Annotated in this window: 23 protein-coding genes and 1 riboswitch; of the genes, 10 read left to right on the forward strand and 13 right to left on the reverse strand. The window is 64.8% G+C overall.

Annotated features, from left to right (window positions below; genetic code table 11):
- Positions 1-70: 70 nt before the first annotated feature.
- The 5 genes from FJW08_RS27375 to FJW08_RS27395 are packed head-to-tail and all read left to right on the forward strand — an operon-like array spanning position 71 to position 6353.
- Complete coding sequence (locus FJW08_RS27375) at positions 71-1195, forward strand: ABC transporter ATP-binding protein (protein ID WP_140813050.1); 1125 nt, start codon at positions 71-73, stop codon at positions 1193-1195.
- Positions 1195-2748, forward strand: coding sequence for an FGGY-family carbohydrate kinase (locus tag FJW08_RS27380; RefSeq protein ID WP_140813051.1), 1554 nt, complete (start codon positions 1195-1197; stop codon positions 2746-2748). The genes FJW08_RS27375 and FJW08_RS27380 overlap by 1 nt, the downstream gene beginning before the upstream one ends.
- Positions 2749-2758: 10 nt before the next feature.
- Positions 2759-3799, forward strand: a complete 1041-nt coding sequence (locus tag FJW08_RS27385) for a 2-hydroxyacid dehydrogenase (protein WP_140813052.1) — start codon at positions 2759-2761, stop codon at positions 3797-3799.
- A 46-nt stretch (positions 3800-3845) separates the two neighbouring features.
- The gene (locus FJW08_RS27390; protein ID WP_140813053.1) at positions 3846-5363 is read left to right on the forward strand and encodes a glycerol-3-phosphate dehydrogenase; all 1518 of its coding nucleotides are present in this window, start codon (positions 3846-3848) and stop codon (positions 5361-5363) included.
- Positions 5364-5411: 48 nt separating this feature from the next.
- Positions 5412-6353, forward strand: a complete 942-nt coding sequence (locus FJW08_RS27395; RefSeq protein ID WP_140813054.1) for a TIM barrel protein — start codon at positions 5412-5414, stop codon at positions 6351-6353.
- A gap of 55 nt (positions 6354-6408) precedes the next feature.
- On the opposite strand, the gene fba is transcribed toward FJW08_RS27395, so the two are convergent.
- Complete coding sequence (fba, locus tag FJW08_RS27400; protein ID WP_023782262.1) at positions 6409-7473, reverse strand: class II fructose-bisphosphate aldolase; 1065 nt, start codon at positions 7471-7473, stop codon at positions 6409-6411.
- 272 nt (positions 7474-7745) lie between these two features.
- On the opposite strand from fba, the gene FJW08_RS27405 reads away from it, so the two are divergent.
- From FJW08_RS27405 to FJW08_RS27415, 3 genes are read left to right on the forward strand one after another with little or no spacing between them, the layout of a single operon-like run.
- Positions 7746-8516 carry a DeoR/GlpR family DNA-binding transcription regulator gene (locus FJW08_RS27405; RefSeq protein ID WP_140813055.1) on the forward strand — a complete coding sequence of 257 codons (771 nt, stop codon included), beginning with the start codon at positions 7746-7748 and terminating at the stop codon, positions 8514-8516.
- Positions 8517-8534: 18 nt separating this feature from the next.
- Entirely contained in the window at positions 8535-9293 is a 759-nt protein-coding gene (locus FJW08_RS27410) for a triose-phosphate isomerase (protein WP_140813056.1), read from the forward strand.
- A gap of 26 nt (positions 9294-9319) precedes the next feature.
- Positions 9320-9760: an RpiB/LacA/LacB family sugar-phosphate isomerase gene (locus tag FJW08_RS27415; RefSeq protein WP_140813057.1), complete on the forward strand. Its 441-nt coding sequence runs from the start codon at positions 9320-9322 to the stop codon at positions 9758-9760.
- On the opposite strand, the gene dhaL is transcribed toward FJW08_RS27415, so the two are convergent.
- From dhaL to FJW08_RS27435, 4 genes are all read right to left on the reverse strand, one after another.
- On the reverse strand, positions 9757-10392 hold the full coding sequence (dhaL, locus tag FJW08_RS27420) for a dihydroxyacetone kinase subunit DhaL (protein ID WP_140813058.1): 636 nt from the start codon (positions 10390-10392) through the stop codon (positions 9757-9759). The genes FJW08_RS27415 and dhaL overlap by 4 nt on opposite strands.
- A 10-nt stretch (positions 10393-10402) precedes the next feature.
- Positions 10403-11416, reverse strand: a complete 1014-nt coding sequence (locus FJW08_RS27425; protein ID WP_210241222.1) for a dihydroxyacetone kinase subunit DhaK — start codon at positions 11414-11416, stop codon at positions 10403-10405.
- A gap of 172 nt (positions 11417-11588) precedes the next feature.
- Positions 11589-12062, reverse strand: coding sequence for a 6,7-dimethyl-8-ribityllumazine synthase (locus FJW08_RS27430; protein ID WP_140813060.1), 474 nt, complete (start codon positions 12060-12062; stop codon positions 11589-11591).
- A 77-nt stretch (positions 12063-12139) separates the two neighbouring features.
- Positions 12140-12284, reverse strand: a riboswitch (FMN riboswitch).
- Positions 12285-12385: 101 nt separating this feature from the next.
- A complete protein-coding gene (locus FJW08_RS27435; RefSeq protein WP_140813061.1) occupies positions 12386-13561 on the reverse strand; it encodes an MFS transporter in 1176 nt (391 codons plus the stop codon).
- Positions 13562-13609: 48 nt separating this feature from the next.
- On the opposite strand from FJW08_RS27435, the gene FJW08_RS27440 reads away from it, so the two are divergent.
- Positions 13610-14149 carry an Lrp/AsnC family transcriptional regulator gene (locus FJW08_RS27440; protein ID WP_140813062.1) on the forward strand — a complete coding sequence of 180 codons (540 nt, stop codon included), beginning with the start codon at positions 13610-13612 and terminating at the stop codon, positions 14147-14149.
- A 56-nt stretch (positions 14150-14205) separates the two neighbouring features.
- Here FJW08_RS27440 and FJW08_RS27445 read toward each other — a convergent pair whose 3' ends face one another.
- Together FJW08_RS27445 and oiaX are read right to left on the reverse strand one after the other, a co-directional pair.
- On the reverse strand, positions 14206-15528 hold the full coding sequence (locus FJW08_RS27445; protein WP_140813095.1) for a four-carbon acid sugar kinase family protein: 1323 nt from the start codon (positions 15526-15528) through the stop codon (positions 14206-14208).
- Positions 15529-15536: 8 nt separating this feature from the next.
- Positions 15537-16787: a 3-oxo-isoapionate-4-phosphate decarboxylase OiaX gene (gene oiaX / locus FJW08_RS27450; RefSeq protein ID WP_140813063.1), complete on the reverse strand. Its 1251-nt coding sequence runs from the start codon at positions 16785-16787 to the stop codon at positions 15537-15539.
- Between the two features lie 189 nt (positions 16788-16976).
- Here oiaX and FJW08_RS27455 point away from each other — a divergent pair, with 189 nt between their 5' ends.
- A complete protein-coding gene (locus tag FJW08_RS27455) occupies positions 16977-17690 on the forward strand; it encodes a transcriptional regulator NanR (protein WP_140813064.1) in 714 nt (237 codons plus the stop codon).
- A gap of 10 nt (positions 17691-17700) precedes the next feature.
- On the opposite strand, the gene FJW08_RS27460 is transcribed toward FJW08_RS27455, so the two are convergent.
- From FJW08_RS27460 to FJW08_RS27485, 6 genes are all read right to left on the reverse strand, one after another.
- Positions 17701-19539, reverse strand: coding sequence for a hypothetical protein (locus tag FJW08_RS27460; RefSeq protein WP_140813065.1), 1839 nt, complete (start codon positions 19537-19539; stop codon positions 17701-17703).
- On the reverse strand, positions 19536-20570 hold the full coding sequence (locus FJW08_RS27465; RefSeq protein ID WP_140813066.1) for a Gfo/Idh/MocA family oxidoreductase: 1035 nt from the start codon (positions 20568-20570) through the stop codon (positions 19536-19538). Before FJW08_RS27465 ends, FJW08_RS27460 begins: the two co-directional genes overlap by 4 nt.
- A 2-nt stretch (positions 20571-20572) precedes the next feature.
- The gene (locus FJW08_RS27470; RefSeq protein WP_140813067.1) at positions 20573-21637 is read right to left on the reverse strand and encodes an ABC transporter permease; all 1065 of its coding nucleotides are present in this window, start codon (positions 21635-21637) and stop codon (positions 20573-20575) included.
- A complete protein-coding gene (locus tag FJW08_RS27475; RefSeq protein WP_140813068.1) occupies positions 21637-23181 on the reverse strand; it encodes a sugar ABC transporter ATP-binding protein in 1545 nt (514 codons plus the stop codon). The genes FJW08_RS27470 and FJW08_RS27475 overlap by 1 nt, the downstream gene beginning before the upstream one ends.
- Positions 23178-23840, reverse strand: a complete 663-nt coding sequence (locus FJW08_RS27480; protein ID WP_140813096.1) for a DUF2291 family protein — start codon at positions 23838-23840, stop codon at positions 23178-23180. The genes FJW08_RS27475 and FJW08_RS27480 overlap by 4 nt, the downstream gene beginning before the upstream one ends.
- A 144-nt stretch (positions 23841-23984) precedes the next feature.
- Entirely contained in the window at positions 23985-24926 is a 942-nt protein-coding gene (locus FJW08_RS27485) for a D-ribose ABC transporter substrate-binding protein (RefSeq protein WP_140813069.1), read from the reverse strand.
- Between the last annotated feature and the right edge of the window lie 72 nt (positions 24927-24998).

Below are 24998 nucleotides of genomic sequence, written 5' to 3' on the forward strand. Positions count from 1 at the left end.
CGTCACGGTGGCGCGGGACCAACGCCCAATCAGCTCCTAAACTGATTCAACGCAATCGTGAGGTTGCCTGATGAGCGCCAGCGCACTCACCATTTCCGGCGTCGACAAGTTCTACGGCCCGATCGACAGGGGCGTTCACGCCGTCAAGAACCTTACGATGGAGATCGGCAAGGGCGAGATCGTTGCGCTGCTCGGCTCGTCGGGCTGCGGCAAGACCTCGACGCTGCGCATGATTGCCGGCTTCGAGGAGGTCTCGCGCGGCACGATCGCGGTCGCCGGCCGCAAGGTACACACCTTGCCGCCGGTCAGACGCAATGTGGCGATGGCCTTCGAGGGCTACTCGCTCTATCCCCCGCTGACCGTGCGCGAGAACATGGCCTTTGCCCTCAAGGCCGCCCGGCTGCCCAGGAGCGAGGTCGACGCCAAGGTCGCCAGCATCGCCAAACTGCTGGAGATCGAAGACATACTGGAGCGCTATCCCAGTTCCATTTCGGGCGGCCAGCAGCAGCGTGCCAGTCTCGGCCGGGCGCTCATCCGCGAGGCCGACCTGCATCTGCTCGACGAGCCGATGGGGCAACTCGAGCCGCAGCTTCGCGCCGTGCTGCGCGGCCGTATCAAGCACTTCATCAAGGAGCGCGGCCTGACCGCGATCCTGGTCACCCATGATCAGACCGAGGCCAATGCGCTTGCCGACCGCATCGCGGTGATGGAAGGCGGCGTGCTGCAGCAGTTCGACACTCCCGACAGGATCAAGGAGCGTCCGGCGAACCTGTTCACCGGCACCTTCGTCGGCGAGCCGCCGATGAACGTCTTCGAGGCCTTTGTCGGGACCGCCGCCGGCCGCATCAATCTCAGGCTGCCCGATGGGCTGTCGCTCGACTACGACAAGGACGCTTTCAGCGCTCCGGTGCGCGACCAGCTGCTCAGCCGCGAACGGGTGGTCATCGGCATCAGGCCCTACGCGGTCCGGCGCTCGAAGGAAGGTGTTCCGGCCAGGGTCTCGGCCAACCAGTGGCTCGGCGACCAGACCCATATCGCCGCCGATTTCGCCGGCGGCTCGCTGGTTCTGGTGGAGCATGACCGCACCCGGCTCGACCTCGGCGCGCCTATCAATGTCAGCATCGATCCGAAAAACCTGCACGTCTTCGACCAGGCGAGCGGCAAGGCCATCTCGCACGGCATGGAGCTCGCGTGATGCGCGACATACTGATCGGCATCGATGCCGGCACCTCCGTCATCAAATCCATCGCCTTCGACACGGCGGGCCGCCAGATCGCGGCCGCGGCAACGCCGAACCATTATGAGACGCTGCCGGGCGGCGGCGCCGAACAGGATCTGGCGCGCACATGGGCCGATGCCGCCACGACCCTGCGCCAGCTTGCCGACAAGGTGCCCGATCTCGCCAGCCGGACCGTCGCCATCGCGGTGACCGGGCAGGGCGACGGTACTTGGCTGATCGATGGCAAGGGCGAGCCGGTGGCCAAGGGATGGCTCTGGCTCGATGCGCGCGCCGCCGGCGTCGTCGAGGAGATCCGCGCGCGGCCCGATGACCGGCTGCGCTTCGAGAAGACCGGCAGCGGGCTTGCCGCCTGCCAGCAAGGCTCGCAGTTCGTCTTCATGAAGCGCACCATGCCCGAAATGCTCGGCAGGGCTGCCACCGCGTTCCACTGCAAGGACTGGCTCTATTTCAAGCTGACCGGCGAGCGCGCCACCGATCCGTCCGAAGGCACCTTCACCTTCGGCGACTTCCGCACCCGTGACTACAGCGACGAGGTGCTCGACGTGCTCGGCGTCGCCGATCTCAGGCACCTGCTGCCGCCGATTGTCGATGGCACGAGGCACAGCACCGGACTGTCGCCGGCCGCCGCCGCCGTCACCGGCATGCTTGCTGGTACACCCGTCGTGCTCGGCTATGTCGATGTCGTCTGCACCGCGCTCGGCGCCGGCCTCCTCGACCGCGAGCGCAAGCCCGGCTGCTCGATCATCGGCTCCACGGGGATGCATATGCGGCTGGCCGAGACGCCCGACGATGTGCAGCTCAACGAAGCGGCGACCGGCTACACCATGGCGATGCCGGCGCCCGGCGTGTTCGCGCAGATGCAGTCCAACATGGCCGCGACGCTCAACATCGACTGGGTGCTTGGGCTTGCCTCGGGCATTCTCGCCTCGCAAGGCATAACCCGCAGCAATGGCGAGATGATCGCCCTGGTCGATGCCTGGATCGCGGCATCGCAGCCGGCAACGCTGCTCTATCAGCCCTACGTATCGGAAGCCGGCGAGCGCGGGCCGTTCGTCGATGCCAATGCCAGGGCGGGCTTCGTCGGCATTTCCTCGCGCCACGGCTATGCCGATCTGGTGCGCGCCGTCTTCGAAGGCTTGGCGTTCGCGGCGCGCGACTGCTACGCCGCCCTGGGTCCGCTGCCACGCGAAATCCGCCTGACCGGCGGGGCCGCCCGAAGCCCGGCGCTGCGCAAGATCCTGGGCGCGGCCATCGGTGCCGACACGCGCACCAGCGCGCGCGAGGAGGCCGGCGCCGCCGGTGCGGCGATGATCGCCGCGGTCTGCGTCGGTCAATACGCCTCGATGGACGAATGCGTCGGCGAATGGGTGACGCCGCTGCTCGGCGAGGCCGAACCCAGCGACCCGGACCTTGCCGCGATCTACGACAGGATGGCCCCGTCCTACATGCTGGCGCATCAGGCCCTGCGGCCGGTTTGGCGTGCCATGGCGACATCGCAGGAAAATTGAGAAGTCGAGTATGCCCAGGAAAATAGCGATCATTGGCGACAACTTCATGCTGCCGGAGGTGTTTCGCGCCAAAATCGAGAACGTCGTCAGTGGCGGCCTCGATATCAGGACCTTGCAGACGGCCTGGCCCGACGAGCCGATGGAGTTCGGCGATCCGGCGCTCGGCCTCGACAAGGTCAAGGAATATTTCGGCCATCCCGACGAGGTCGTCGACTTCATCGGCGATGCCGAAATCCTCGTTACTCAGCTTGCGCCCCTGTCGGAAGGCATGATGCGGCGCCTGCCGGGGCTCAAGCTGGTCGCTGTCTCGCGCGGCGGCCCGATCAACATCGACATGGAAGCGGCCAGGGCGAACGGCATCACCGTGGTCAACGTGCCCGGCCGCAACGCCACCGCCGTGGCCGAGTTCACCATCGGCGCGATCCTTACCGAGACGCGGCTGATCCGGGTCGGTCACGAGGCCCTGCGCAAGGGGGAATGGCGCGGCGATCTCTACCGCGCCGACCGCACCGGTCGCGAACTCGGTGAAATGACAGTCGGCGTCGTCGGCTATGGCAATATCGGCACGAAAGTGGTGCGCCTGCTGCGTGCCTTCGGCTGCCATGTCCTGGTCAGCGACCCCTATGTGCAGTTGAGCGCCGAGGACCGCAACGCCGGCGTCGAACTGGTTGCGCTCGACGATCTCCTGTCGCGCTCCGATGTGGTTACGCTGCATTCGCGGGTGACGCAGGAGACACGCGGCCTGATCGGTCAGGACACCCTCGCGCGGATGAAGCCGGGCGCGATCTTCGTCAACACCGCGCGCGGGCCGCTGGTCGACTATGACGCACTCTACGGCGCGCTGGTTTCGGGGCGGATCGCCAGCGCGATGCTGGAGACCTTCGCGGTCGAACCGGTGCCCTCGGACTGGCCGCTGCTGCAGCTTCCCAATGTGACACTGACGCCGCACATCGCCGGCGCCTCGGTGCGCACCGTGACCTATGCCGCCGAGCAGGCCGCCGAGGAGGTGCGCCGCTACCTGGCCGGCCTGCCTCCGGTCAATCCGTGCTGAGAGCGAGAGCCATGATGCGAGAGTCCGGTCGCGGGATGATGGCAAGATGAGCGTCGGCCCTGACATCGTCGATCTCTTCGTCATTGGCGGCGGCGTCAACGGCGCCGGCATCGCGCGCGATGCCGCCGGCCGCGGCCTTTCCGTCATTCTGTGCGAAAAGGACGATCTCGCCGAAGGCACCAGTTCGCGCTCGGGCAAGCTCGTGCATGGCGGTCTACGCTACCTCGAATATTACGAGTTCCGTCTGGTGCGCGAGGCGCTGATCGAGCGCGAGGTGCTGTTGGAATCGGCGCCGCACATCATCTGGCCGATGCGCTTCGTGCTGCCGCACAGCCCGGACGACCGGCCGGCATGGCTGGTGCGGCTCGGCCTCTTCCTTTACGACCATCTTGGCGGCCGCAAGCGGCTGCCCGCCACCCGCACGCTCGACCTGCGCACCGCGCCCGAGGGGGCGCCGATCAAGGACGGTTTCAAGCGCGGCTTCGAATATTCCGACTGCTGGGTCGACGATGCCCGCCTCGTCGTCATCAATGCTCTCGACGCGGCCGAACGGGGAGCGAAGGTCTTCACCCGCACCGCCTGCACCGATGCCCGCCGCGAAGGCGGCCTCTGGGTCGTCGAGATGCGCGACGTCAGGACCGGCAACAAGACCAGTGTGCGGGCTCGCGCGCTGATCAATGCCGCCGGCCCCTGGGTCAACGACATCGTCAACCGCGTTGCCGGACAGAATTCCAGGCGCAATGTCCGCCTGGTCAAGGGCAGCCATATCGTCGTGCCCAAATTCTGGGAAGGCCGGCAGGCCTATCTCGTCCAGAACAGCGACAAGCGCGTCATCTTCATCAACCCCTACCAGAACGATCTTGCCCTGATCGGCACCACCGACATTCCCTACGAAGGCCGGCCCGAAGATGTGACGGCGGACGAGAGCGAGATCGATTACCTGATCAGAGTGGTCAACCGCTATTTCAAGCGCGGCCTTGCGCGCAACGATGTGGTCTATTCCTTCTCAGGCGTCAGGCCGCTCTACGACGACAACGCCGACAATCCGAGTGCGGTGACCCGCGACTATATTTTCGAACTCGACGCGCCGGACGCGCAGGCGCCGCTGCTCTCCGTCTTCGGCGGCAAGATCACCACCTTCCGCAAACTGGCCGAGCACGCGCTGGACAGGATCGCGCCGTTCTTTCCGAAGATGGGCAAACCATGGACCGCGAAGGCGCATCTGCCCGGCGGCGACATCGCCAATGCCGACTTCGAACAGTTTCTCGGCGACCTCGCGAACGAGTATCCGTGGATGCCCGCGTCGCTGCTGAAGCATTACGGCCGGCTCTACGGCACCAGGACGCGGTCCGTGGTCGGCGGCGCCCATTCGCTTGCCGCACTGGGGCGGTGCTTCGGCGGGGATTTCTTCGAGCGCGAGGCGAACTACCTCTTCGAACAGGAATGGGCGCAAGACGCGGCCGACATTCTCGAACGGCGCACCAAGCATGGCCTGCATCTGTCCGCCGAGGAGAAGTCGGCCTTCGAGCATTGGTGCGCGAACCGGCAGGCGAGGGCAGGCTGATGGCGCTCATTGGCCCTATTCGGCGACTGCGTTGAAGGGATCGCGACCTTGGCCTTCACGCTCTCCCTCAACACCAATCCGCTGGTCAACCGCTTCGCGGAGCCGGACGATGTGATCGACACCATCGCCTACGGCATCGGCATCAGGGACATTCAGCTCACACATGAATTCGTCAATCCGGGCTGGCCGGCGGCGACGATCGTCAAATTCATCCGCCTGTTCCGTAATGCCTTGGACCGCACCGGCGTGCGTGTGACGTCGGGGATGACTGGCCCCTACGGCCGGCTCAACCATTTCGGCCACCCCGATGCCGATGTGCGCCGTTACTATGTCGACTGGTTCAAGACCTTTGCCGATATCTCGGCCGAACTTGGCGCCGGCGGCATGGGCACGCAGTTCGCCATCTTCACGCATCGCGACTATGACGACCCCGCCCGCCGCGCCAGGCTGTTCGACATCGCGCTGGACTGCTGGCGAGAGGTCGCCGAACACGCCCGGGCGGCAGGCCTGAGCTACCTGTTCTGGGAGCCGATGTCGGTCGGTCGCGAGTTCGGCCACACGATCGAGAATTGCCGGATGCTCCAGGATGCGATCGATGCTGCCGGCATGGCTATTCCGCTGGAGATGATGGTCGACATCGACCATGGCGACGTGACCTCCGCCAACCCGGCCGACATCGATCCCTATGCCTGGGCCGAGGCCTTCCCCCTGAAGTCACCGATCATCCACATCAAGCAATCGTCGATGAACAAGGGCGGCCACTGGCCGTTCACGTCATCCCACAACAAGGACGGCCGCATCACGCCTGAGAAGCTGCTGGAGACCGTGCGGCGAGGCGGCGGCACCGACAACGAGATCTGCCTCGAACTGTCGTTCCGCGAGCGCGAGCCGGTCGACCATCAGGTGGTCGCCATGATCCGCGAGTCGGTCGACTACTGGGCGCCGTTCATCGAGACCGGCAGGCCTGGCCTGCTGCCGAAAGCCGGATAGAAATCGGACAGGAGCCGATGCGGCTCCTGTCCATGAAATGCAACGGGGAGCGAACTCAGGCGAATTTCGGATCGAGGCTGCCCGACTTGTAGCGCTTGGCCATTTCCGAGACCGGCAGCGGCTTGATCTTCGGCGCATTGCCGGCGGTGCCGAATTGCTCGAAGCGCTCCTTGCAGAGCTTCCTCATCGCCGCCATCGCCGGCGTCAGGTATTTGCGCGGATCGAACTCGCTTGGGTTTTCGGTCAGCACCTTGCGGATCGCGCCGGTCAACGCCATGCGGTTGTCGGTGTCGATGTTGATCTTGCGCACGCCATGCTTGATGCCGCGCTGGATCTCTTCTACCGGCACGCCCCAGGTCGGCTTCATCTGGCCGCCATATTTGTTGATGATCTCCTGCAGGTCCTCCGGCACCGACGACGAGCCGTGCATCACCAGATGCATGTTCGGCAGCCGGCGGTGGATCTCCTCGATGACGTTCATGGCGAGAACCGCGCCGTCGGGCTTGCGCGAGAATTTATAGGCGCCGTGGCTGGTGCCCATGGCCACCGCCAGCGCATCGACATGGGTGTCGCGCACGAACTGTTCGGCCTGCACCGGATCGGTCAAGAGCTGGTCGTGGCTGATCGCGCCTTCGACGCCATGGCCGTCTTCCTGCTCACCGCCGCCGCTCTCCAGCGAACCCAGAACGCCGATCTCGCCTTCCACCGAGACGCCGCCCCAATGCGCCATGTCGACGACGCGCCGCGTGATGCCGGAATTATAGGCATAGTCGGCCGGCGACTTGCCGTCCTCCTTGAGCGAGCCGTCCATCATCACCGAGGTGAAGCCGTGCTGGATGGCGGTGACGCAGGTGGCTTCGTTGTTGCCATGGTCGAGATGCATGCAGACCGGGATGTCTGGGTGGATTTCCACCAGGGCGTCGATCAGCTTGGCCAGCACCACGTCATTGGCGTAGGCGCGCGCACCGCGGCTTGCCTGCAGGATGACCGGTGACTTGGTCTCCTCCGCGGCCTCCATGATGGCGAGGCCTTGTTCCATGTTGTTCATGTTGAAGGCCGGCACGCCATAGCCATATTCGGCGGCGTGATCGAGCAATTGTCTCAGTGTGATGCGAGCCAACGATTAGTCTCCCGTATCTGGTTTCAAACCTGTGGTTGCGGGCTGTCCGCGCATCGTTCAGCCCACCGATGCTTCTGGCCGGAATTCTGCGCAACCGCAACCGTGACAGAGGGTCCCGGCTGCAATTCTTGTTACAGCGTCGCGATAGAAGGCGGCGAGATATCCCACAGAAATGTCTCATTATCACAAAAATTATGATACTTCTGCGATGGTATCTGTTATATCTGGGCTCGATCAAAGAGCCAGGCTTCTGCGTTGGCGGGTCGGCGAGAATGAAGAGCGACAACAGACGGCAAGGCATCATGGACTTCCTGATGGACGCCGGCGCGGCAAGCGTCGACGACCTCGCTTCGCGTTTTGGCGTCTCCAGGATGACCGTGCACCGGGACCTCGACGAACTCGAGGAGAGCGGCTTCCTGCGCAAGGTGCGCGGCGGCGCGTCGATCCAGCCGAGCAGCCTCTTCGAAAGCGATTTCCGCTACCGGCAGAAGCAGGCGATCGGGGAAAAGCAGCGCCTGGCGGCTGCGGCCGTGGCCATGATCGAGCCTGGCCAGACGGTCGTCATCGACGACGGTTCGACGGCGGGCGGCATCGCGCGTCATCTCACCGATCTCAGGCCGCTGACGGTGATCACCAACAACCTCGCCGTCATCCAGGATCTGGCCGGTGCCGGAGGCATCAACCTGATCGCGCTTGGCGGCCAGTACTCGAAGAAATTCCATGGCTTCTTCGGCCTGCTCGCGGAGGCTTCGCTGAGATCGCTGCACGCCGACGTCGCCTTCCTGTCCTCATCCGCCATCCACGGCGCGGCCGCCTTCCATCAGGACCAGGAAGTGGTGCAGGCCAAGCGGCTGATGATGGCCGCGGCGACACGCAAATATCTGCTCGTCGATCACGGCAAGTTTGGCCGCAGCGCGCTGCATTTCCTGACCGATCTCAAGGCATTCGACGCCGTCTTCACCGGGCGCGAGCCGGAGCTCGGGATGCGCGCGACGCTGGATGCGGCCGGGGTTTCGCTGACGGTCGTCGCCGACAAGGATTGAGGGTCAAGGAGAGTACGCGTGGTTTACTGGGTCGGTACAAGCTGGAAGATGAACAAGACGCTCGCCGAGGCGCTTGATTTTGCCGGGGCGCTGGCCGGCTTCGTGCCGGGTTTCGACGATCGCATCCAGCCTTTCGTCATCCCGCCCTTCACGGCGGTGCGCGAGGTCAGGCAGGCGCTGTCGGCAACGCGCATCAAGGTCGGCGCGCAGAACGTGCATTGGGCCGATGCCGGCGCCTGGACCGGCGAGATCTCGCCGGTGATGCTGAACGACTGCGGCCTCGACCTGGTCGAACTCGGCCATAGCGAACGGCGCGAGCATTTCGGCGAGACCGATCGCACGGTCGGGCTGAAGACGGCGGCGGCGGTCAAGCATGGACTGATACCGCTGGTCTGTGTCGGCGAGACGCTGGCCGAGCGCGAAAGCGGCAAGGCCGATGCGGTGCTGACCAGCCAGGTCGAGGGTGCATTGCAATTCCTCGAAGGCGAGGCGAGGGGAGCAAAAATCCTGTTCGCCTACGAGCCGGTCTGGGCGATCGGCGACAAGGGCATTCCGGCCAGCTCCGACTATGCCGACAAGCAGCAGGCGCTGATCAAGAAGATCGCTGCCGGCCTGCTGCCGTCCATGCCGCCGGTGCTCTATGGCGGCAGCGTCAACCCTGGCAATGCCGCGGAACTGATCGGCCGACCCAACATCGATGGCCTGTTCATCGGCCGCTCCGCCTGGCAGGCCGAAGGCTACATCGACATCCTGCGCCGGGCCTCGGCGGCAATCTGAACCAAACGAACTGGAAAGGACAAAAAATGAAGATAGCCATCGGAGCCGACAGCGCCGGCAAGCCGCTGCTCGACATCATCGCCGCGCATCTGGCAACCAAGCCCGGCCTCACCGTCAGCGACCTCAGCCAGGCCGGCTTCTACGCCGACCTGTCGCAGAAGCTTGCCCAGACGATCGTCGAAGGCGAGAACGACCGCGGCATCCTGTTCTGCGGCACCGGCATCGGCGTCTCGATCTCGGCCAACAAGGTGCCGGGCATCCGCGCCGCGCTCACCCACGACACCTATTCGGCCGAGCGCGCGGCGAAATCCAACAACGCCCAGATCATCACCATGGGCGCCCGCGTCATCGGCCCGGAATTGGCCAAGGCCATCGTAGATACGTGGCTGGCCTCGGAGTTCGACGAGAAGGGGCCATCGGCCGGCAACGTCCAGGCGATCAACAAGCTCGACGCGGCGAAGAGCTAAGCGAGACTGTCGCGCATAGCGCCGATGACGGTGACGGTCGATGCAGCTCCCGGATCCATGTGGCCAAGCGAACGCTCGCCAAGCCGTGACGAACGGCCTTTGGCGGCGATCATGTCCTTTGTCGCTTCCGCGCCGCGCTCGGCGGCAGCAAGGGCTGCCTCAAGGCTTTCCGGCAAAGGCTTGCCGGCCGCATTTGCAGCGCCAGCCGCGTCTGCCGCCGGTTGCCAGGCATCGACCATCGTCTTTTCGCCGATCTCTGCCTTGCCGCGATCCTTGATGCCTTGCGCCATCGCCTGCAGCAGCGTGATGAATTCGGCATCCGCCAGCGTCGCCTTGCCCTTGACGGCGGCGCCGGCGCGCATGAAGGCCGTGGCATAGAGCGGGCCGCAGGACGCGCCGACGGCATTGAGAAACGATTTCGCCGCAGTGTTGAGGAGCGTGGTCGGTTCGGTCGCCGTAAGGTCGAGCGATGCCAGCGCATCGCGCACGGCGTTGAATCCGAGCGCCATCGCAATGCCGTGGTCGGCGTCGCCGATGACGCCGTCGAGCTGGCAAAGCCGGTCCCTATCTGCCTCGATCGCGATCGCGATCGCGTCGAACATTCTCTTCAGGTCGGAGACGCCGATCGTCATGGAGCGCTCCTCAGCCGGCACGGAACATGGCGCAGTCGCAGGGGTGGTCGAGCATCGCCTGCAATTCTTCGTCGAGATGGAACAGCGTCACGGAAGCGCCGGCCATTTCCAGCGACGTGCAATAATTGCCGACCCAGGTCGCATGAATGGAAACGCCGATTGCGTCCAATCTCTGCTTGACCCGGCGGTTCATGATGTAGAGCTCCATCAGCGGCGTCGATCCCAGCGAATTGACCAGCACCGCGACCTTGTCGCCGCGCTCCGGCGCCATCTCGGCGAAAATCTTGTCGAGCATCTCGTCGGTGATCTGATCGGCGGTTCCGAGCTTGCCGCGCGCAATGCCGGGTTCGCCATGGATGCCCATGCCGATCTCCATCTCGTCGGCGCCGATCTCGAAATTCGGCCGCCGCGTCTGCGGCAGCGAGCAGGGCGACAGCGCCACGCCCATGGTGAAGGTGCGGTCGTTTGCCTTGCGCGCGACGCGTTCGCATTCGTCGAGGGAGAGCATGAGATCGCAGGCGGCACCGGCCGCCTTGAAGATGAAGAAATTGCCGGCGACACCCCGGCGCTTCTGCCGCTGGTCGAGCGGTGCCGAGGCGACGTCGTCGGTGGTGAGCACGGTGCGCACCTCGACGTCGTCCATGCCGGCCATCTCGGCCGCCATGTCGAAATTCATAACGTCGCCGGCATAGTTGCCGTACATGAACAGGACACCGGCGCCGCCGCTGACCGCCTTGGCGCATTCCAGGATCGGATCCGGTGGTGGCGAGGCAAAGACGTTGCCGATGGCCGCTGCGTCCGCCAGCCCCTTGCCGACAAAGCCGAGAAAGGTGGGCTCGTGGCCGGAGCCGCCGCCGATCACCAGCCCGACCTTGCCGGGCCGTGGTCCGTCGCGGGCGATGATCGAGCGCGGGCTGCCGTCCACGCTTGCGAGATGGCGAGGATGCGCGGCCAGTATCCCTTCGAGCATTTCGTCGACGGCGCGGTTGCCGTCATTGATGATCTTCTTGGTCTGCACCAGCATCCTCCCGAACTCGGCATGTTCCTGGAAACGTGTCGCGCTGAAACGAATTAACGCGACGCGTTTCCAGGTCTTTTTCTATGCACGTCCTTATCCCAAAACCACTGCGCGATTTTGGGCGACGTGCATCCGATACTACCGGCTGTCATCGGGATTTCCACCCGGCTTCGGTACTTCAGGCCGCGATCTTTTCCCGCGCTGCGAGAATCTCCACGCATGCCTTGGCCGCCTCTTTGCCCTTGACCGTGAAGTGCTCGAAGAAGAAGCGGTGATGCTCGGCGCTGTCGTGAAAATTGTGCGGCGTGAGCACCGCCGAAAGGATCGGCACGCCGGTCGAAAGCTGCACGTTCATCATGCCGTCGATGACGGCGCCGGCGACGAAGTCGTGCCGGTAGATGCCGCCATTGACGACGAAAGCCGTGCCGAGGATCGCCGCGTAGCGACCGGTCCCGGCGAGCGTCTTGGCGTGCAGCGGAATCTCGTAGGCGCCGGGCACGTCGAAGACGTCGACGGCAAAGCGTCCGCCGCCGATCTCGGCCAGCTCCGCCTCGAAGGCTTGCACGCACTGGTCGACGATGTCGGCATGCCAGCGCGCCCTGATGACGGCGACACGGATCGTTTCAAAGTCTTTGTGGGAATGCTGATTCATGGGTCCATCCTTCCGTTTCGAACCAGAATCAGGACGCACGATACGAAATCCGGCCCGCCGGGGCGGTCCGTTTTCCGTTTCGTTCTCTTTCATCCGGACTCTAACCGTCGGCTCCGGAATCACACCGGATCTGCTGACCTTTCCGATGCCGGAAAGCGCTCGCGGGCTTCGGCCGAAACCGTTACCGCCGGTGGGGACTTTCACCCCGCCCTGAGAACATTAACGGCTCTGTATGGAAGGGTAGGGGTGCCGCTGTCAACCGCGCCAGCGGCCGGTGGCCAACCACATTCCGTCGACTGGAGCAACGCGATGCGAGGCTGGCTCTACCGGGTGCGCCATGCTGCAGCCGCGGCGGCAACCAGCATCAGCACCGCCGCGACCATCGCACATGTGGCAAAGCCGAAGCCGGAATAGAGCGGCCCGAAGCCGGTGGTGCCGACGAACACTGCGAGGTAGGTCACCGCGCTGTTCAGGCCCATGATCGTGCCCCGCCGTGACGGATCGAGCGCCGACAGGCGCATCACCAGCACGTTCAACCCGAAATGATTGGCAAGCCCCCAGGCCGCTACCATGGCGAGGGTGAGACCGTAGCTGTCGCTGGTCGCGGCAATCGCTACATAGACGATGGCGACGAGAAGATAGGCGAAAGGCATGACGCGTCCGGCGCCCAGGCGATCGATGATGCCGTCGAAGAGCGCCGCCGCGCCGAACCCCACCCCATAGGCAAGCGCGGCAAGCCCGTTGGCGCTGACCGGCTCTCCCAGGCCGACATGAAGGTGGTCGCCGAGGTAGCCATAGACGCCGTAGAAGGCGGTCATGAATGCCGCACAGGCGACCAGCAGCGGGATGATGCCAGGCGTGCTCAGCGCCTCCATCGGGGCTGGCGCAGGCCCGGCTTTTCTGGCGTCGCTGAGCGAGGTCATTGTCAGTCCCGCCCAAGCGAGAGCAGCAAGCAGCGCCACGGCCGCGAAGACGGCGCGCCAGTGCACGAGATCGGCAAGCACCGCCGACAGGGAAACGCCGGCCACCATGCTGAGCGTCCATCCGGTCAGCACCACGCCGATCGTGCCGCTTTCGCGCCCGGGCGGAGCGATGGCCGCGGCACTGGCGTAGATCGCCGGCATGGCGACGCCGGCGGCAATGCCGGCGACAAGCTGCGCGGCAACCAGCGCGCTCACCGTCGGCGCGGCCGCGCTGGCGACCAAGGCCAATGCCAGCAACAGCAAGGCCGCCTGCAGCATCCGGCGCGCGCCGACCCGGTCGATATGGCGTGCCAGGAACAGGGCGCTCGCCGATGTGCCGAGGCCGAAGGCCGCCGCCGCCATCATCACCATCGGAACGCTGGTCGCGAACGATACGGCCACCGCCGGAGCGATCGGGCCCAGCACCAGCGAATTCGAGCCGATCACGGCGATGCATCCGGTCAGCAGATAGGCAAGGCCCGGGATGGGCGGCCTGGTATCCGCGCCCAAGGCTGCAGCTTGATCGTTGTTCGACATATCATCATAATGGCCGTATTAAATTCCGTGACAATCGGGAATGTCGATATGGATGAAGAAACAGATGGTATTCCGCGGAACAGGCCGGCGGCCCGGGATCTCGACGCGATCGACCGAAAAATATTAGGTGTTCTGGTCGACGACGCGACGGTCAGCTATGCCGAACTCGGCGATCGCGTCGGCCTGTCGCCGCCGGCCGCGCATGAGCGCGTCAAGCGGCTTCGGCGCAGCGGCGCCATCCGCAACACGGCCGCCATCATCGATCCCAACGCGGTGAGAAAGCCGCTGCTCGCCTTCGTTCACATCGACACCAGTGGCTGGGGCAAGACCCCTGAACTGATGGCGATCTCGGAATACCCCGAAGTCGAGGAGATCCACACCGTCGCCGGCGATACATGCGTGTTGCTCAAGGTGCGCACCGAGGACACCAAGGCGCTCGAAGGATTGCTGTTGCGTCTCTACGAGACACCCGGCGTCACCTCGACACGCAGCTACGTGGTTCTGGCGACCTACCTCGAACGGCCGGTGCAGCCCGGCATCACCGCGCAGTGGCCGACTCCGAAGCACATGGGCAAGCCGCTGTACTGAAGCAATTCCAGGAAAAATGTGCAGCGGGTTTCCATCCGGAATCGCGCCGAGACGGTCTAGCTCCCCAGCCGGATCGTCTCGAAATAGGCGTCGGTGCCGACCTGGCCGCCTTTCAGTGCGATCTCCAGGCCATCGATCGCACCGCTGCCATGGGCGACGCAGAGCGGCGACCCCGGCGATTGCGGCAACGGCATGCGCACGGTCAGCGCGTCGATGGCCAATTGTCCGAGCGCGTGGCTGGACGTGTCGCCACCGGCGATCACCGCGCGCTCGAGTTTCTGCTCGGCGATCAGACGGCGCAGGATGGTCCCCAGCGCCCGCCCGAGCGTGTTCCGGGCGCCGTCGATGCGGTCGATCTCGGCGCCGCGATCGGCCTGTGGACCAAGCGCTGTGTAGAGGATGACGCTGCGGCCCTTGGCCAGGCTCGCCAGCCCGGCCGCGACTGCCTGCTCGATCGCTTCGCGGGCGCCTTCGCGGACCAGTCGCATTGCATCCATCTCGACGCCGTCGAACCCGCGGGCAAGCGCGTGGCGAATCTGTTTTTCCGTGGTCGGGGAGACGCTGCCCGACACCACGGCGAGCCGATCCACCGGACCGGGCGGTGCAAATGCCGCATGCCCCGACACGATGCCTTTGGCGGCCCACTCGGCAAGCAAGGCATATTCGGCGCCGGAAGATCCGACGACGAAACCATGGCCTTTCTCGTGAATGCGCCAGAGCTGTTCGCCGACCCGTTTCTGCGTCTGGGGGCTATCGACATCGAACAGGACGATGTCCTTGTCCTGCAGGATTTGGTCGACCGTTCGCGCGAGATCGGGAGCCTGCAGGGTCGCCAGGTCGACCAGGCCGGAACCGAGGCTGGTCTGGCGCGAAAGGTGAACGAGCAGGTCGGCCTCGTCCATCGGCGTCACCGGATGCCTGCTCATCACCGGGTGCCGGTCGATGCGGAAATACGCGCCACGGAATGCCGCGAAGAGATGGCCGAAGGCGGTGTAGCGCTTGAGTTGCGGCGCCCCGACCACCATCGGTACGCTTGCCCCGCCGAAGATGCGCCTGCCGATCTCGGTGGCGCGGCCGATGCTGCCGACCGCCGGGCTGGAATCGAAGGTCGAACAGATCTTGTAGTGGCACACAGCCGCCCCGAGGCCCTTCAGCCATTCGAAGGCCGGCGTCAGGTTTTCCTCCATCCATTGCGGCGTTTCGCTTCGGCTGGTGCCCGCCAACCCGACCGCGCGGCAATGCGAAAACCGTGCCAGCAAGGAAGGGTCGGGCCGGCGCATGAACAGGACGGTCGGCACGCCGCTCAGTTCGAGCGCCTCCATGACGTCGGTCGAGCCGGTAAGATCGTCGCCGTAGTAACTGAGGAGCAGGTTTTGCACGGCCATGCTCATGCTGCCTTGCCGTCGCCGAACTTTTCAATCGATCGGGCCAGTTCGATGTGATCGCGGGCATAGTCCGCAAGCGCAATGCCCTCGACTGCGGCTTGCCAGGCTTGCAGCACGGCCCGTACGCCGGCGCCGGGCCCGTCCGGATGGCTGACGATGCCGCCGCCGCAGAGGTAGAGGAGATCGACCGTGCGGCCTGTGCGCTCATAGGTTTCTGGCGCCTGGCCGCCCCACTGGCCGGAACAGGCGACGGGCAGTGCGCAATCGTCTGGTGAGAACAGCGGCGTCGTCACAGCCTCGAAGGAACGGATGAAAGAATCGTCCGGCTCCCAATATTTCGAGCCGATGCCGTTGATCTGGAACTGATCGATGCCGAGCAGCCGCCAGAATTGCTGCCAAACCTTGAAATCCATGCCGAGGCCGGGATGGCGTGTGAGGATGTCCCAGCCATTGCGGTGCGCATGCAGCACCAGTCCGGAGCGCTTTCTCAGGTAAGCCATGCCGCCGAAGCCGATGGAGTTGATGTTGACGACAGCGCAATTGCCGCCGGCTTCGAGCACGAGATCGTGGTTGCGCATCATCTCGTCGGGATCGGCATGCGAGATGCCGAAGGCATACATCACCTTCTTGCCGGTCTTCTGCTCGTGGTCGAGGATCAATGGCATGATCGCCTTCACCCGTTCCGCGAGCGGCGAATAGGCCGGGCTCATCAGCTTCTCGTCGTCCTTGATGAAATCGACGCCGGCCTTAATCAGTTCGCCCACCATTTCGGCCGTCTCACGCGGCCTGAGCCCCAGCGCCGGCTTGACGATGGTGCCGATGATCGGGCGGTCCTCGACCCCAGTCATCTCGCGGCTGCCGGCCAAGCCGAACTGCGGGCCCGGATGGGCTCCCCGGTATTGTTCCGGCAGCTTCATGTCGATGACGCGGATGCCGGACAGGCCCCTGATCGAATAGGTGCCGCCGATGGCGATGGTCATCAGCGCCGACAGGTCGGTGCCGATGGCGTCGAACGGAAAGGCGATGTCGACGTCGGCGCGCCTGAAGGGCCCGTTGCCGGATCCCGGGAGAGACGGTTGCGCGGCATCGGGCAGGTGCCGGATCGCCAGCACGCGCGCCGCCACGCGCGCCTTCAGTTCCTCGGTCTCGCCCGGCAGCGCGACGAAGGTCCCGGTCGACTGGTCACTGGCGATCTTGGCCGCCAGCGCCTCGATGCTGCCAGAGGTTTCGATGCGATAGGTAAGCGTGATCATGGTCGGCCGGCCGCTCGAAAAGGGTTCGAAAAAAGTTTCGTCGCGCAGGAAATCTGGTATAATGAGTACATAAGTATTGCAAGAAATATCCGAGCCTCGGCATTGGAGCGACCCGCTCCAGGCGCGGGCATTCCGGTAATCCTGCCGGGAATGCTAAACAGGAACCGGGCCAGGGAGTGATTCGTCACGATGAACCGTTCGGAGCCGATCGTCCGGCGCAAACTTTCCGACGAAGTCTTTGCAAGACTGAAGCGGCTGATCACCAGCGGCGAACTGCAGCCGGGCGACGACATGCCGTCCGAGCGCGAGTTGATGGAGCGCTTCGAGGTCGGCCGGCCGGCGATCCGCGAGGCCATGCAGGCGCTGAGCAATATGGGGCTCGTCGCCATCTCGCATGGCGAGCGTGCGAAGGTGCTGCAACTGACCGCCAAGTCGATCATCAAGCAGGTCGATGGTGCGGCCAAGATCATCCTGTCCTCGTCCAGGGACACGCTGGAGCACCTGAAGACCGCGCGCATCTTCTTCGAGCGCGGCATGGTCAGGGAAGCCGCGGAAAAAGCCACATCGGAGGATGTGCAACTGCTGAAGGCGACCGTGGCCGAGCAGCGCGCCGCGCGCGGCGATTCCGAAGCCTTCATCTCCGCCGACATGAAGTTCCATACCCAGATCGCATCCATTTCAGGCAATCCGATCTATGTCGCCGTCAGCGAAGCCACGCTGGGCTGGCTGAAGGAATACCACACTGAAATGCTGATCTGGACCGGCAAGGAAAGATACACGTTGACCGAGCACGAGGAGATCATCGACCGCATCGAGCGCGGGGATGCCGACGGCGCCGAGAAGGCGATGATCAAGCACCTCGAACGCTCGCGTGCGCTCTATGTGATGAATTCCGAGAAGTAAGGCTGTTTGCCTAACCGATCTTGGTAATCGCATAGGGCGACATTATGAGATTGCCCTGGCCAAGCGCGGAAGCGTCGACCGGGACGTCGTTGGCCGTCAGGTTCGCCAGCCATACAATGGTTTCCCCTGAGGCGGAGCGGCCGGCCAGCGCCAGAACCCGCGTCTCGTCGCTCGTCGTGGCGGAAACATAGGTTAGCCCGGCCAACTCGCAAAGCCCTTCGATGGCGCGGAAGATCGGCCGCGACGTTCCTTGCGCGACGGGTTCGCCCGATTCCGCGACCACGCCGAACGGCCCGCTGAAGCTCGACAGTGTCAGCATCTCCAGTCCCGCCGGCGCGACGCGCGCGGCATAGCCGATCGTCCATGCGGCGGCGAACTGCGCGGCATGGCGGGGATCGCGGTTCGCCATGGCGATGCGCTGTCCCTGCGGATTGTCCTTGGTCGCGCCGCCATAGGGGTTCTGGCGCATGGCGATCGTCGATGGCCCGATCCGGTACGGCTTTGTCCCGAAGATCGCCCGGGTGGACCGGGTGATGAAGGGCAGCGCCTCCAGCGACTGCATGACGCTGAGATCGTCGGCGGCATGCACGATCGGACAGGTGCAGTGGATGATGAAATCGAGCTGGTCGGCCGGAACGCGCTTGCGGTTGAGCTCGGTGAAATAGCTGAACATGCCGCCGCCGAGACGGAGGCCGGGAAAGGCGCGGCGCGCCGCGGCGTAGACGTCCTCGAGCGGCGGACATGCCGGCCAGGCGCTGCCCGGCGGCGTCGACTGGCGGTCGACCGCGGGCGATACCGCGATGGCGTCGAGCCGCAGACCCGCCCGGCGTACCATATCGGCGACATCGGAAAGTTCGGCGTCGAGATCGCCGGTGCAGGCGACCACGCATTCCAGCGTCGTCGAAGCAGGATAGGCGGCGGCGAGGCGGGCATGGGCGCGCAGCGCCTCGAGGCCGTGGCCGCGCGTCGGATCGAAGTGGAAAAGCAGCTGCCGGGGACCAAGCCTTCCCAGCATCGGCAGGTCGGCAAACGCCGCCTCGACATCCTCGGGATAGATCACGATGCCGATGTCAGGCAGCTTCGAGCCGGCCTTGCCGAGTTCGACGCGGACCGGTCCGGCCGGCGCTGCCGAGGTATGCGCGTTGGCATCGCCGGTGATTTGCAGGCTGATCGTCTGGCGCAGGGGTTGTCTGGCCGGCAGCACATAGGGCCAGGGCAGCGCCAGCGGCCGCACATAGGTCTTGTAGGAGGCGTCAGACCAGTTGCGCTGGTCTTCCATCTCGAATGTGTCGCCTTCCATCCGGCATTGCGCGACAACGCCGGGCCGCACCTGATGCGTGATGGCGCGCAAATCCTTGAAGGGCTGCCAGGGGTCGATCAGATCGGGCAGTTCCGTCTCGACCACCCTGTCGTCGGTGTGCTCGACCGTCACCGGGCAGCCCGCAAGGCCGGCGATCGGATGCAGGATGCAGAAGCCGCAGCGGTTGGTTTCGAAATTGCTCTGCGGCAATGCGGTCACATCGAAGACCAACCTGCCGTCGGCGGAGCCTTCGATCGTGGCGTGGAAGACGAGCCGGCTGCCATCTGGGCCGAGGCAGCTTGCCGCGTAGCTGACGGAGAAACGGTTGTCCTTCTGGTCGATGGTGAGGTCCGTCAGGTCGGGCTCATAGGTGCCCCAGTCGCGGTCGCGCACGATATAGGCGATGGCGCGCAGCACTTCGGTGCCGCCATGGCGGATGGTGCGCAGATTGCCGTTGACCAGTTCCGCGCTCAATGCGCCCGCGCGCAGCGTGACCGGCTTGGGCTCGACCGCGCGCGTGCCGTAGAGCTGGAAAGCGTCTGGTGTCATCTCAGCAAGGCGTCGATCTGCACCGGCTCGCGGCTCGCGGCACTCGCATAGGCGGCCTCGACCAGGGCAAATGTCTTGAGATTATCCGCGCCCGAGGTCGCCGGTTCCTGGCCTGATGCAAGGCAGTCGATCCAGTGCTGCTGGATGGCGGCAACGCTTTCCTGGATGTTGTGCCAAGGCCGCGAGGCCCAGGGCAGCAGCGGCGGAGAGACATCGCTCACTCTGGTTCCGCTCTTGCCGGTGACGGTCAGCCTGTAGCTTTGCGCCAGCCGGATCGTGCCGTCGCTGCCGTCGAGTTCGATGAGCGTTTCCGGGAACGGCTCCACGGCAAGCTTCGTCGCGTAGCTGCAATCGACCACCGAGGTGGCGCCGCCGACATGGTCCATGAGCATTGTCGCGACGTCCTCGCCGGCGATGGCGAGATTGATGCGTGCGGTTCGGGCGGTCAGGCTCGACACATCGCCGAGCAGGAAGCGGGCGATGTCGAGAATATGGATGCCCAGATCCTCGATGATGAAGCGTTCGCCCGTCGCCAGATAGGGCTGGCCGGAAAACACGTCATAGCCGGAACGAAAGGAGATGCGGCCGAAGAAGGCCGTGCCGATCTCGCCGCTGTCGAGCACCGCGCGCACCGCCTGGATCGGCGACTGCCAACGAAAGTTCTCATGCACCATCAGCGGCACGCCGGCGGTTTCGCAGGCCTTCACCATCGCCTTGGCATCGCCAAGCGTTGGCGCGAACGGCTTTTGGCAGATCACGGGAACGCCGTGCGTGGCAGCCATCTCGACCAGCGCACGATGGCTGCCCACCGTGGTGGCGACGTCGACGAAGTCGAGTTTCTCCCCGGCAAACATCGCCGCTGCGTCAGTGTAGCGCCGCGCCACGCCGAACTGGTCGCCGACGATCCTGAGCCGCTCGGCATCGCGGTCGCAGATGGCGACGATCGAGGCGCCTTCGATGCCGCGCCAGGCATGCATCTGGTTGACGGCGAAGAAGCCGCAGCCGATCAGCGCTCCACTTAAGCTCGCCATGCTCAACCCGCCTTCGCCATCTGCATCAGGGTAACGCGTTGCTGCAGCCGGCGCTGCGCCTGGTCGACGACGACGGCGACGATGATGACCAGGCCCTTGATCACCATCTGCCAGAAGGAACTCACGCCCATCATCACCAGCCCGTCCGACAGGATACCGATGACGAAGGCGCCGACGATGGTGCCGCCGATCGTGCCGCGCCCGCCCGACATCGAGGTACCGCCGAGCACCGCTGCGGCAATCGCATTCAATTCGAAGCTCTCGCCGGTCGCCGGATGCGAGGCCATCAGCTCCGAGGAGATGATCAGCCCGACGATCGCGGCGCAGAAGCCGGAGAACATGTAGACGAACATCTTGACCATGTTGACGCGCACGCCCGAGATGCGCGCCGCGCGTTCATTGCCGCCGACGGCGAAGATGTGGCGGCCGAGCGGCGTGTAGCGCGCGAGATAGGCAGCCCCCAGCGCCACCACGATCAGGATCCAGATCGACACCGGCAGCCCGAGCAGCCGGCCGGCGCCGAGGAAACCGAAACCGGTGGTGCCGAGTTCCGGCTTGCCGACGAGGTTGGGAAAAGTGCGGCCGTCGGAGGACAGCAGCGCGAAACCGCGCGCGACATAGAGCACGCCGAGCGTGGCGATGAAGGGTGCGACGTTGAGCCTGGTGATCAGCAGGCCGTTGACGGCGCCGATCGCCATGCCGACCAGAAGCGTGATCAGGATGATCTCGAAGACGTTGAAATAGACGGTGTAACCGATCTGCAGGGCGATGCCGTTGAGCACGAGATAGCCGGCCACCATGCCGCATAGGCCGACGATCGAACCGACCGAAAGGTCGATGCCGCCGGTGATGATGACGAAGGTCATGCCCATGGCGAGGAAGGCGTTGAGCGCCACGTGCTTGGCCATCAGGATCAAATTGGCGGCCGAGAGGAAGTTCGGCGCGGCGATCGAGAAGAACACCAGAACCGCGATCAGCGCGATGAAGGTCCTGAGCTTCATCAGCGTCAGCAGCGCGGAACCGCTGGAGGCGGAAGGAGCGGCCGCCTTGGCCGGAATGTCAGTCATCAGCGTTGCTCTCCATGTGCCGGTCCGTGACCCAGCGCCGATGCCGCGACGATCGCCGCTTCCGTCGCCTCGGCGCGATCGAACATGCCGGTCAGTCTGCCATTGCTCATCACCGCGATGCGGTCGGACAGCGCCATCACCTCGTCGAGATCGGAGGTGGCGAACAGGATGCCGAGTCCGTCACGCGAAAGCTTGCGCATAGTGCGGAAGACGTCGGCCTTGGCGCCGACATCGATGCCGCGGCTGGGTTCGTCCATCAAAAGCACTTTCGGTTCGGTCAGCAACGCCTTGCCGATCACCACCTTCTGCTGGTTGCCGCCCGACAGCGACGACACTTCCTGCGCCGGATCGGCGACCTTGATCGCCAGTTCCCGCACCATCTGCACGACGGCCTGCCGCTCGGCGGCGCCGCGGATATGAAACAGGCTGACGAAGCGCGACAGGCTCGCCAGCGTCAGGTTGCTGGCGACCGAGAGGATCGACACCAGCCCTTCGCGCTGGCGGTCCTCCGGTATCAATGCCAGCCCTCGCTGGATACGGCGTGTCGTGTCGCGCTCCTTCACCTGTTTGCCGGCGATGAAGATCTTGCCGCTGGCATGGCCGTGGCGACCCATGATGCAGTCGAACAGCTCGCTGCGCCCGGCGCCCATCAGCCCATATATGCCAAGGATTTCGCCGGCACGCAGCGACAGCGAGACATGGTCGACCGCCAGCCCGCCGGTGACGCGCGGCAGGCAGATCTCCTCGGCGCGGAAGATCTCCTCGCCGGGCTGATGGCCGTCGGCCTTGGCGAAATCCTTGGCATCCGAGCCGATCATCTGCCGCACGATCCACTGCGTGTCGACGTTCCTCATTGCCTCCTGGCCGGTGATACGGCCGTCGCGCAGTACGGTGACGGTGTCGCCGATGCGGATCAGTTCTTCCAGCCGGTGCGAGATGTAGACGATGGCGACGCCGCGCGCCTTGAGGTCGGCGATCACCTTGAACAGGATTTCGACTTCCGCCGCGCTCAGCGCCGAGGTCGGCTCGTCCATGATCAGGATCTTGGCGTCGAGCGAAACCGCCTTGGCGATCTCGACCAGCTGCTGCTGGCCGATGCGCAGGTCCTCGACCAGCATGTCCGGCCGGATGCCGGCTTCGAGCCGGTCGAGGAACTCGCCCGCTCGTTTTTCCTGCTCCTTGCGGTCGATCTTGCCCAGCCGGTTGGTGATTTCGCGTGTGGCGAAGATGTTCTCCGCCACGGTCATGTTGCCGAACAGGTTCAGCTCCTGGAACACCATGCCGATGCCGCGCGCCACCGCATCTCCCGATGAGGAGAAGGAAACCTCTTCGCCTTCGAGCAGGATGCGGCCGGCGGTCGGCTGCTCGACGCCGGCGATGATCTTCATCAGCGTCGACTTGCCGGCGCCGTTTTCACCGACCAGCACGTTGACCGCACCCCTGCGCACCTCGAAGTTCGCCTGCTTGACCGCCACCGTGCCGGCATAGACCTTCGAGACGTCCTCGAGCTTGAGAATCACCTCGTGAGCGGCCGCCATGCTCATGGCTTCGCCCCGATCTCGGCCTCCGCCGGCGTCACCAGCGGCAGGTCCTGGCCGCCTTCGATCGTGTAGGCGCCGATCACCTTGGCGGTGCGGCCTTCAAGCGCCTCGCGCGGCAGTTTGGACAGCACGGTCTTGTCGGCATAGGCGTTGAAGGCCTTGCCGAACTGGGCGAAGTCGATCTGGTTGGTGAAGTCGTTGAACTGGACGAAATCGAGGCTGTCGCGCAGTGCCGTGCCGCGCATCGCCGGCCCGATCTGGACGCGCGCATCGGCCTTGCCATCGCCGTCCACGTCGATGTCCATCGTTGCCGCGCGCGACTGCGTGTTGGCGGCGACGATCTTGCCCTCGACGCGCACCGCGAAGGTCCATGGCGAATTCGCCTGCTTCCTGGGATTGCCGTATTTGGCGCCGGCCGCCGCCGGATCCGTCTTCGCCAGCGCATGGACGTCTGCGAACGGCCCGGCCTTCTGCCCGAGATAGGGGATGACCTTCGAGGCCCAGATGTCCTCGACCATCTTGTCCGGGTTGAAGGTGGGCGCCTTGCTTTCTTCCTGTGCCGATGACGTCGGCAGGATCTTGCAGGCGCTGAGACCGATGCCGGCGAGGACGACAAGCGTCAGCCAAGTGAAAGGGGTCAGCCAGGTCAATCTGTTCGGCATGGCGGTCAAAAAAATCACCCGGAACGTGAAACTGGAGCAATTCCAGGAAAAGTGTGAAGCGGTTTTCCGTGCGGAATTGCGTCAAAACAAAACTGGGCGAGGGGCGAACACGGGTCCGCCCCCTCCCTGTTATTTTGCGCCGGCTCAGTTCTTCAACGCGAAGGTTTCCAGCTTGGCGGCGTTGTCGCCGTTGACGAGCACGCAGTCCATCAGCTGCTTCTCCTTCTCGGGCGATTTCTTGTTCTTGATGAAGTCGTTGGCCTGTTCGACCGCCATCTGCGCCTGGGCATAGGCAGGCTGCAGCACCGTCGCCTTGATGCCGCCCGAGGTGATGGAATCGCGCACGTCGTTCGATCCGTCGAAGCCGACGACGATGACATCCTTGCGGTTCGCGGCGGCGAGCGCGGCATAGGCGCCCATCGCCATCGTGTCGTTGCCGGAGATGACGCCCTTGATGTCGGGATTGGCCTGCAGGATCGATTCCATCTTGGAATAGGCCTCGGTCTGGCTCCAGTTGGCCGACTGCTGCGCGACCATCTTCAGGTCCGGATAGTCGTCGATGACGTCGTGATAGCCCTTGGAGCGGATGCCGGCATTGGTGTCGGATTCCTTGCCGACCAGCTCGACGAAATTGCCCTTCTCGCCCATCAGCTTGACGAATTCCTGCGCGCCGAGCTGAGCGCCCTGGTAGTTGTTGGAGACGATCTGCGCCACGGCGACGCCGGTGGCGTTGATCTCGCGGTCGATCAGGAAAGAGGGAATACCGGCGTCCTTGGCCTTCTGCACGGCGGCGACGGTGGCGTCGGCGCCGGCATTGTCGAGGATGATCGCCTTGGCGCCGCGGCCGATCGCGGTGTCGATCAGTTCGGACTGCTTGTTGGCATCGTCGTCATGCACCAGCACCAGCGCCTCGTAGCCGAGTTCCTTGGCCTTGGCCTCGGCGCCGACGGCTTCGGCCTTGAAGAACGGATTGTCGTGCGATGGCGTGATGATGGCGATGAGGTCCGCCGCGTAGGCGGGCATCGCCGTGCCGAGTGCCAGCACGCCGGCGAAAGCCGCAAGCGTCATTCTGCGTGTCAGTTTCATGAAGTCCTCCCGTTTGAAAAGTCCGTGTCTCGATCGATTCGAGGCCACTGTCTGCATTTGAATCCGTCAGGC

The sequence above is a fragment of the Mesorhizobium sp. B3-2-1 genome (genome assembly GCF_006439515.1).
In the GTDB taxonomy this organism is placed as follows: domain Bacteria; phylum Pseudomonadota; class Alphaproteobacteria; order Rhizobiales; family Rhizobiaceae; genus Mesorhizobium.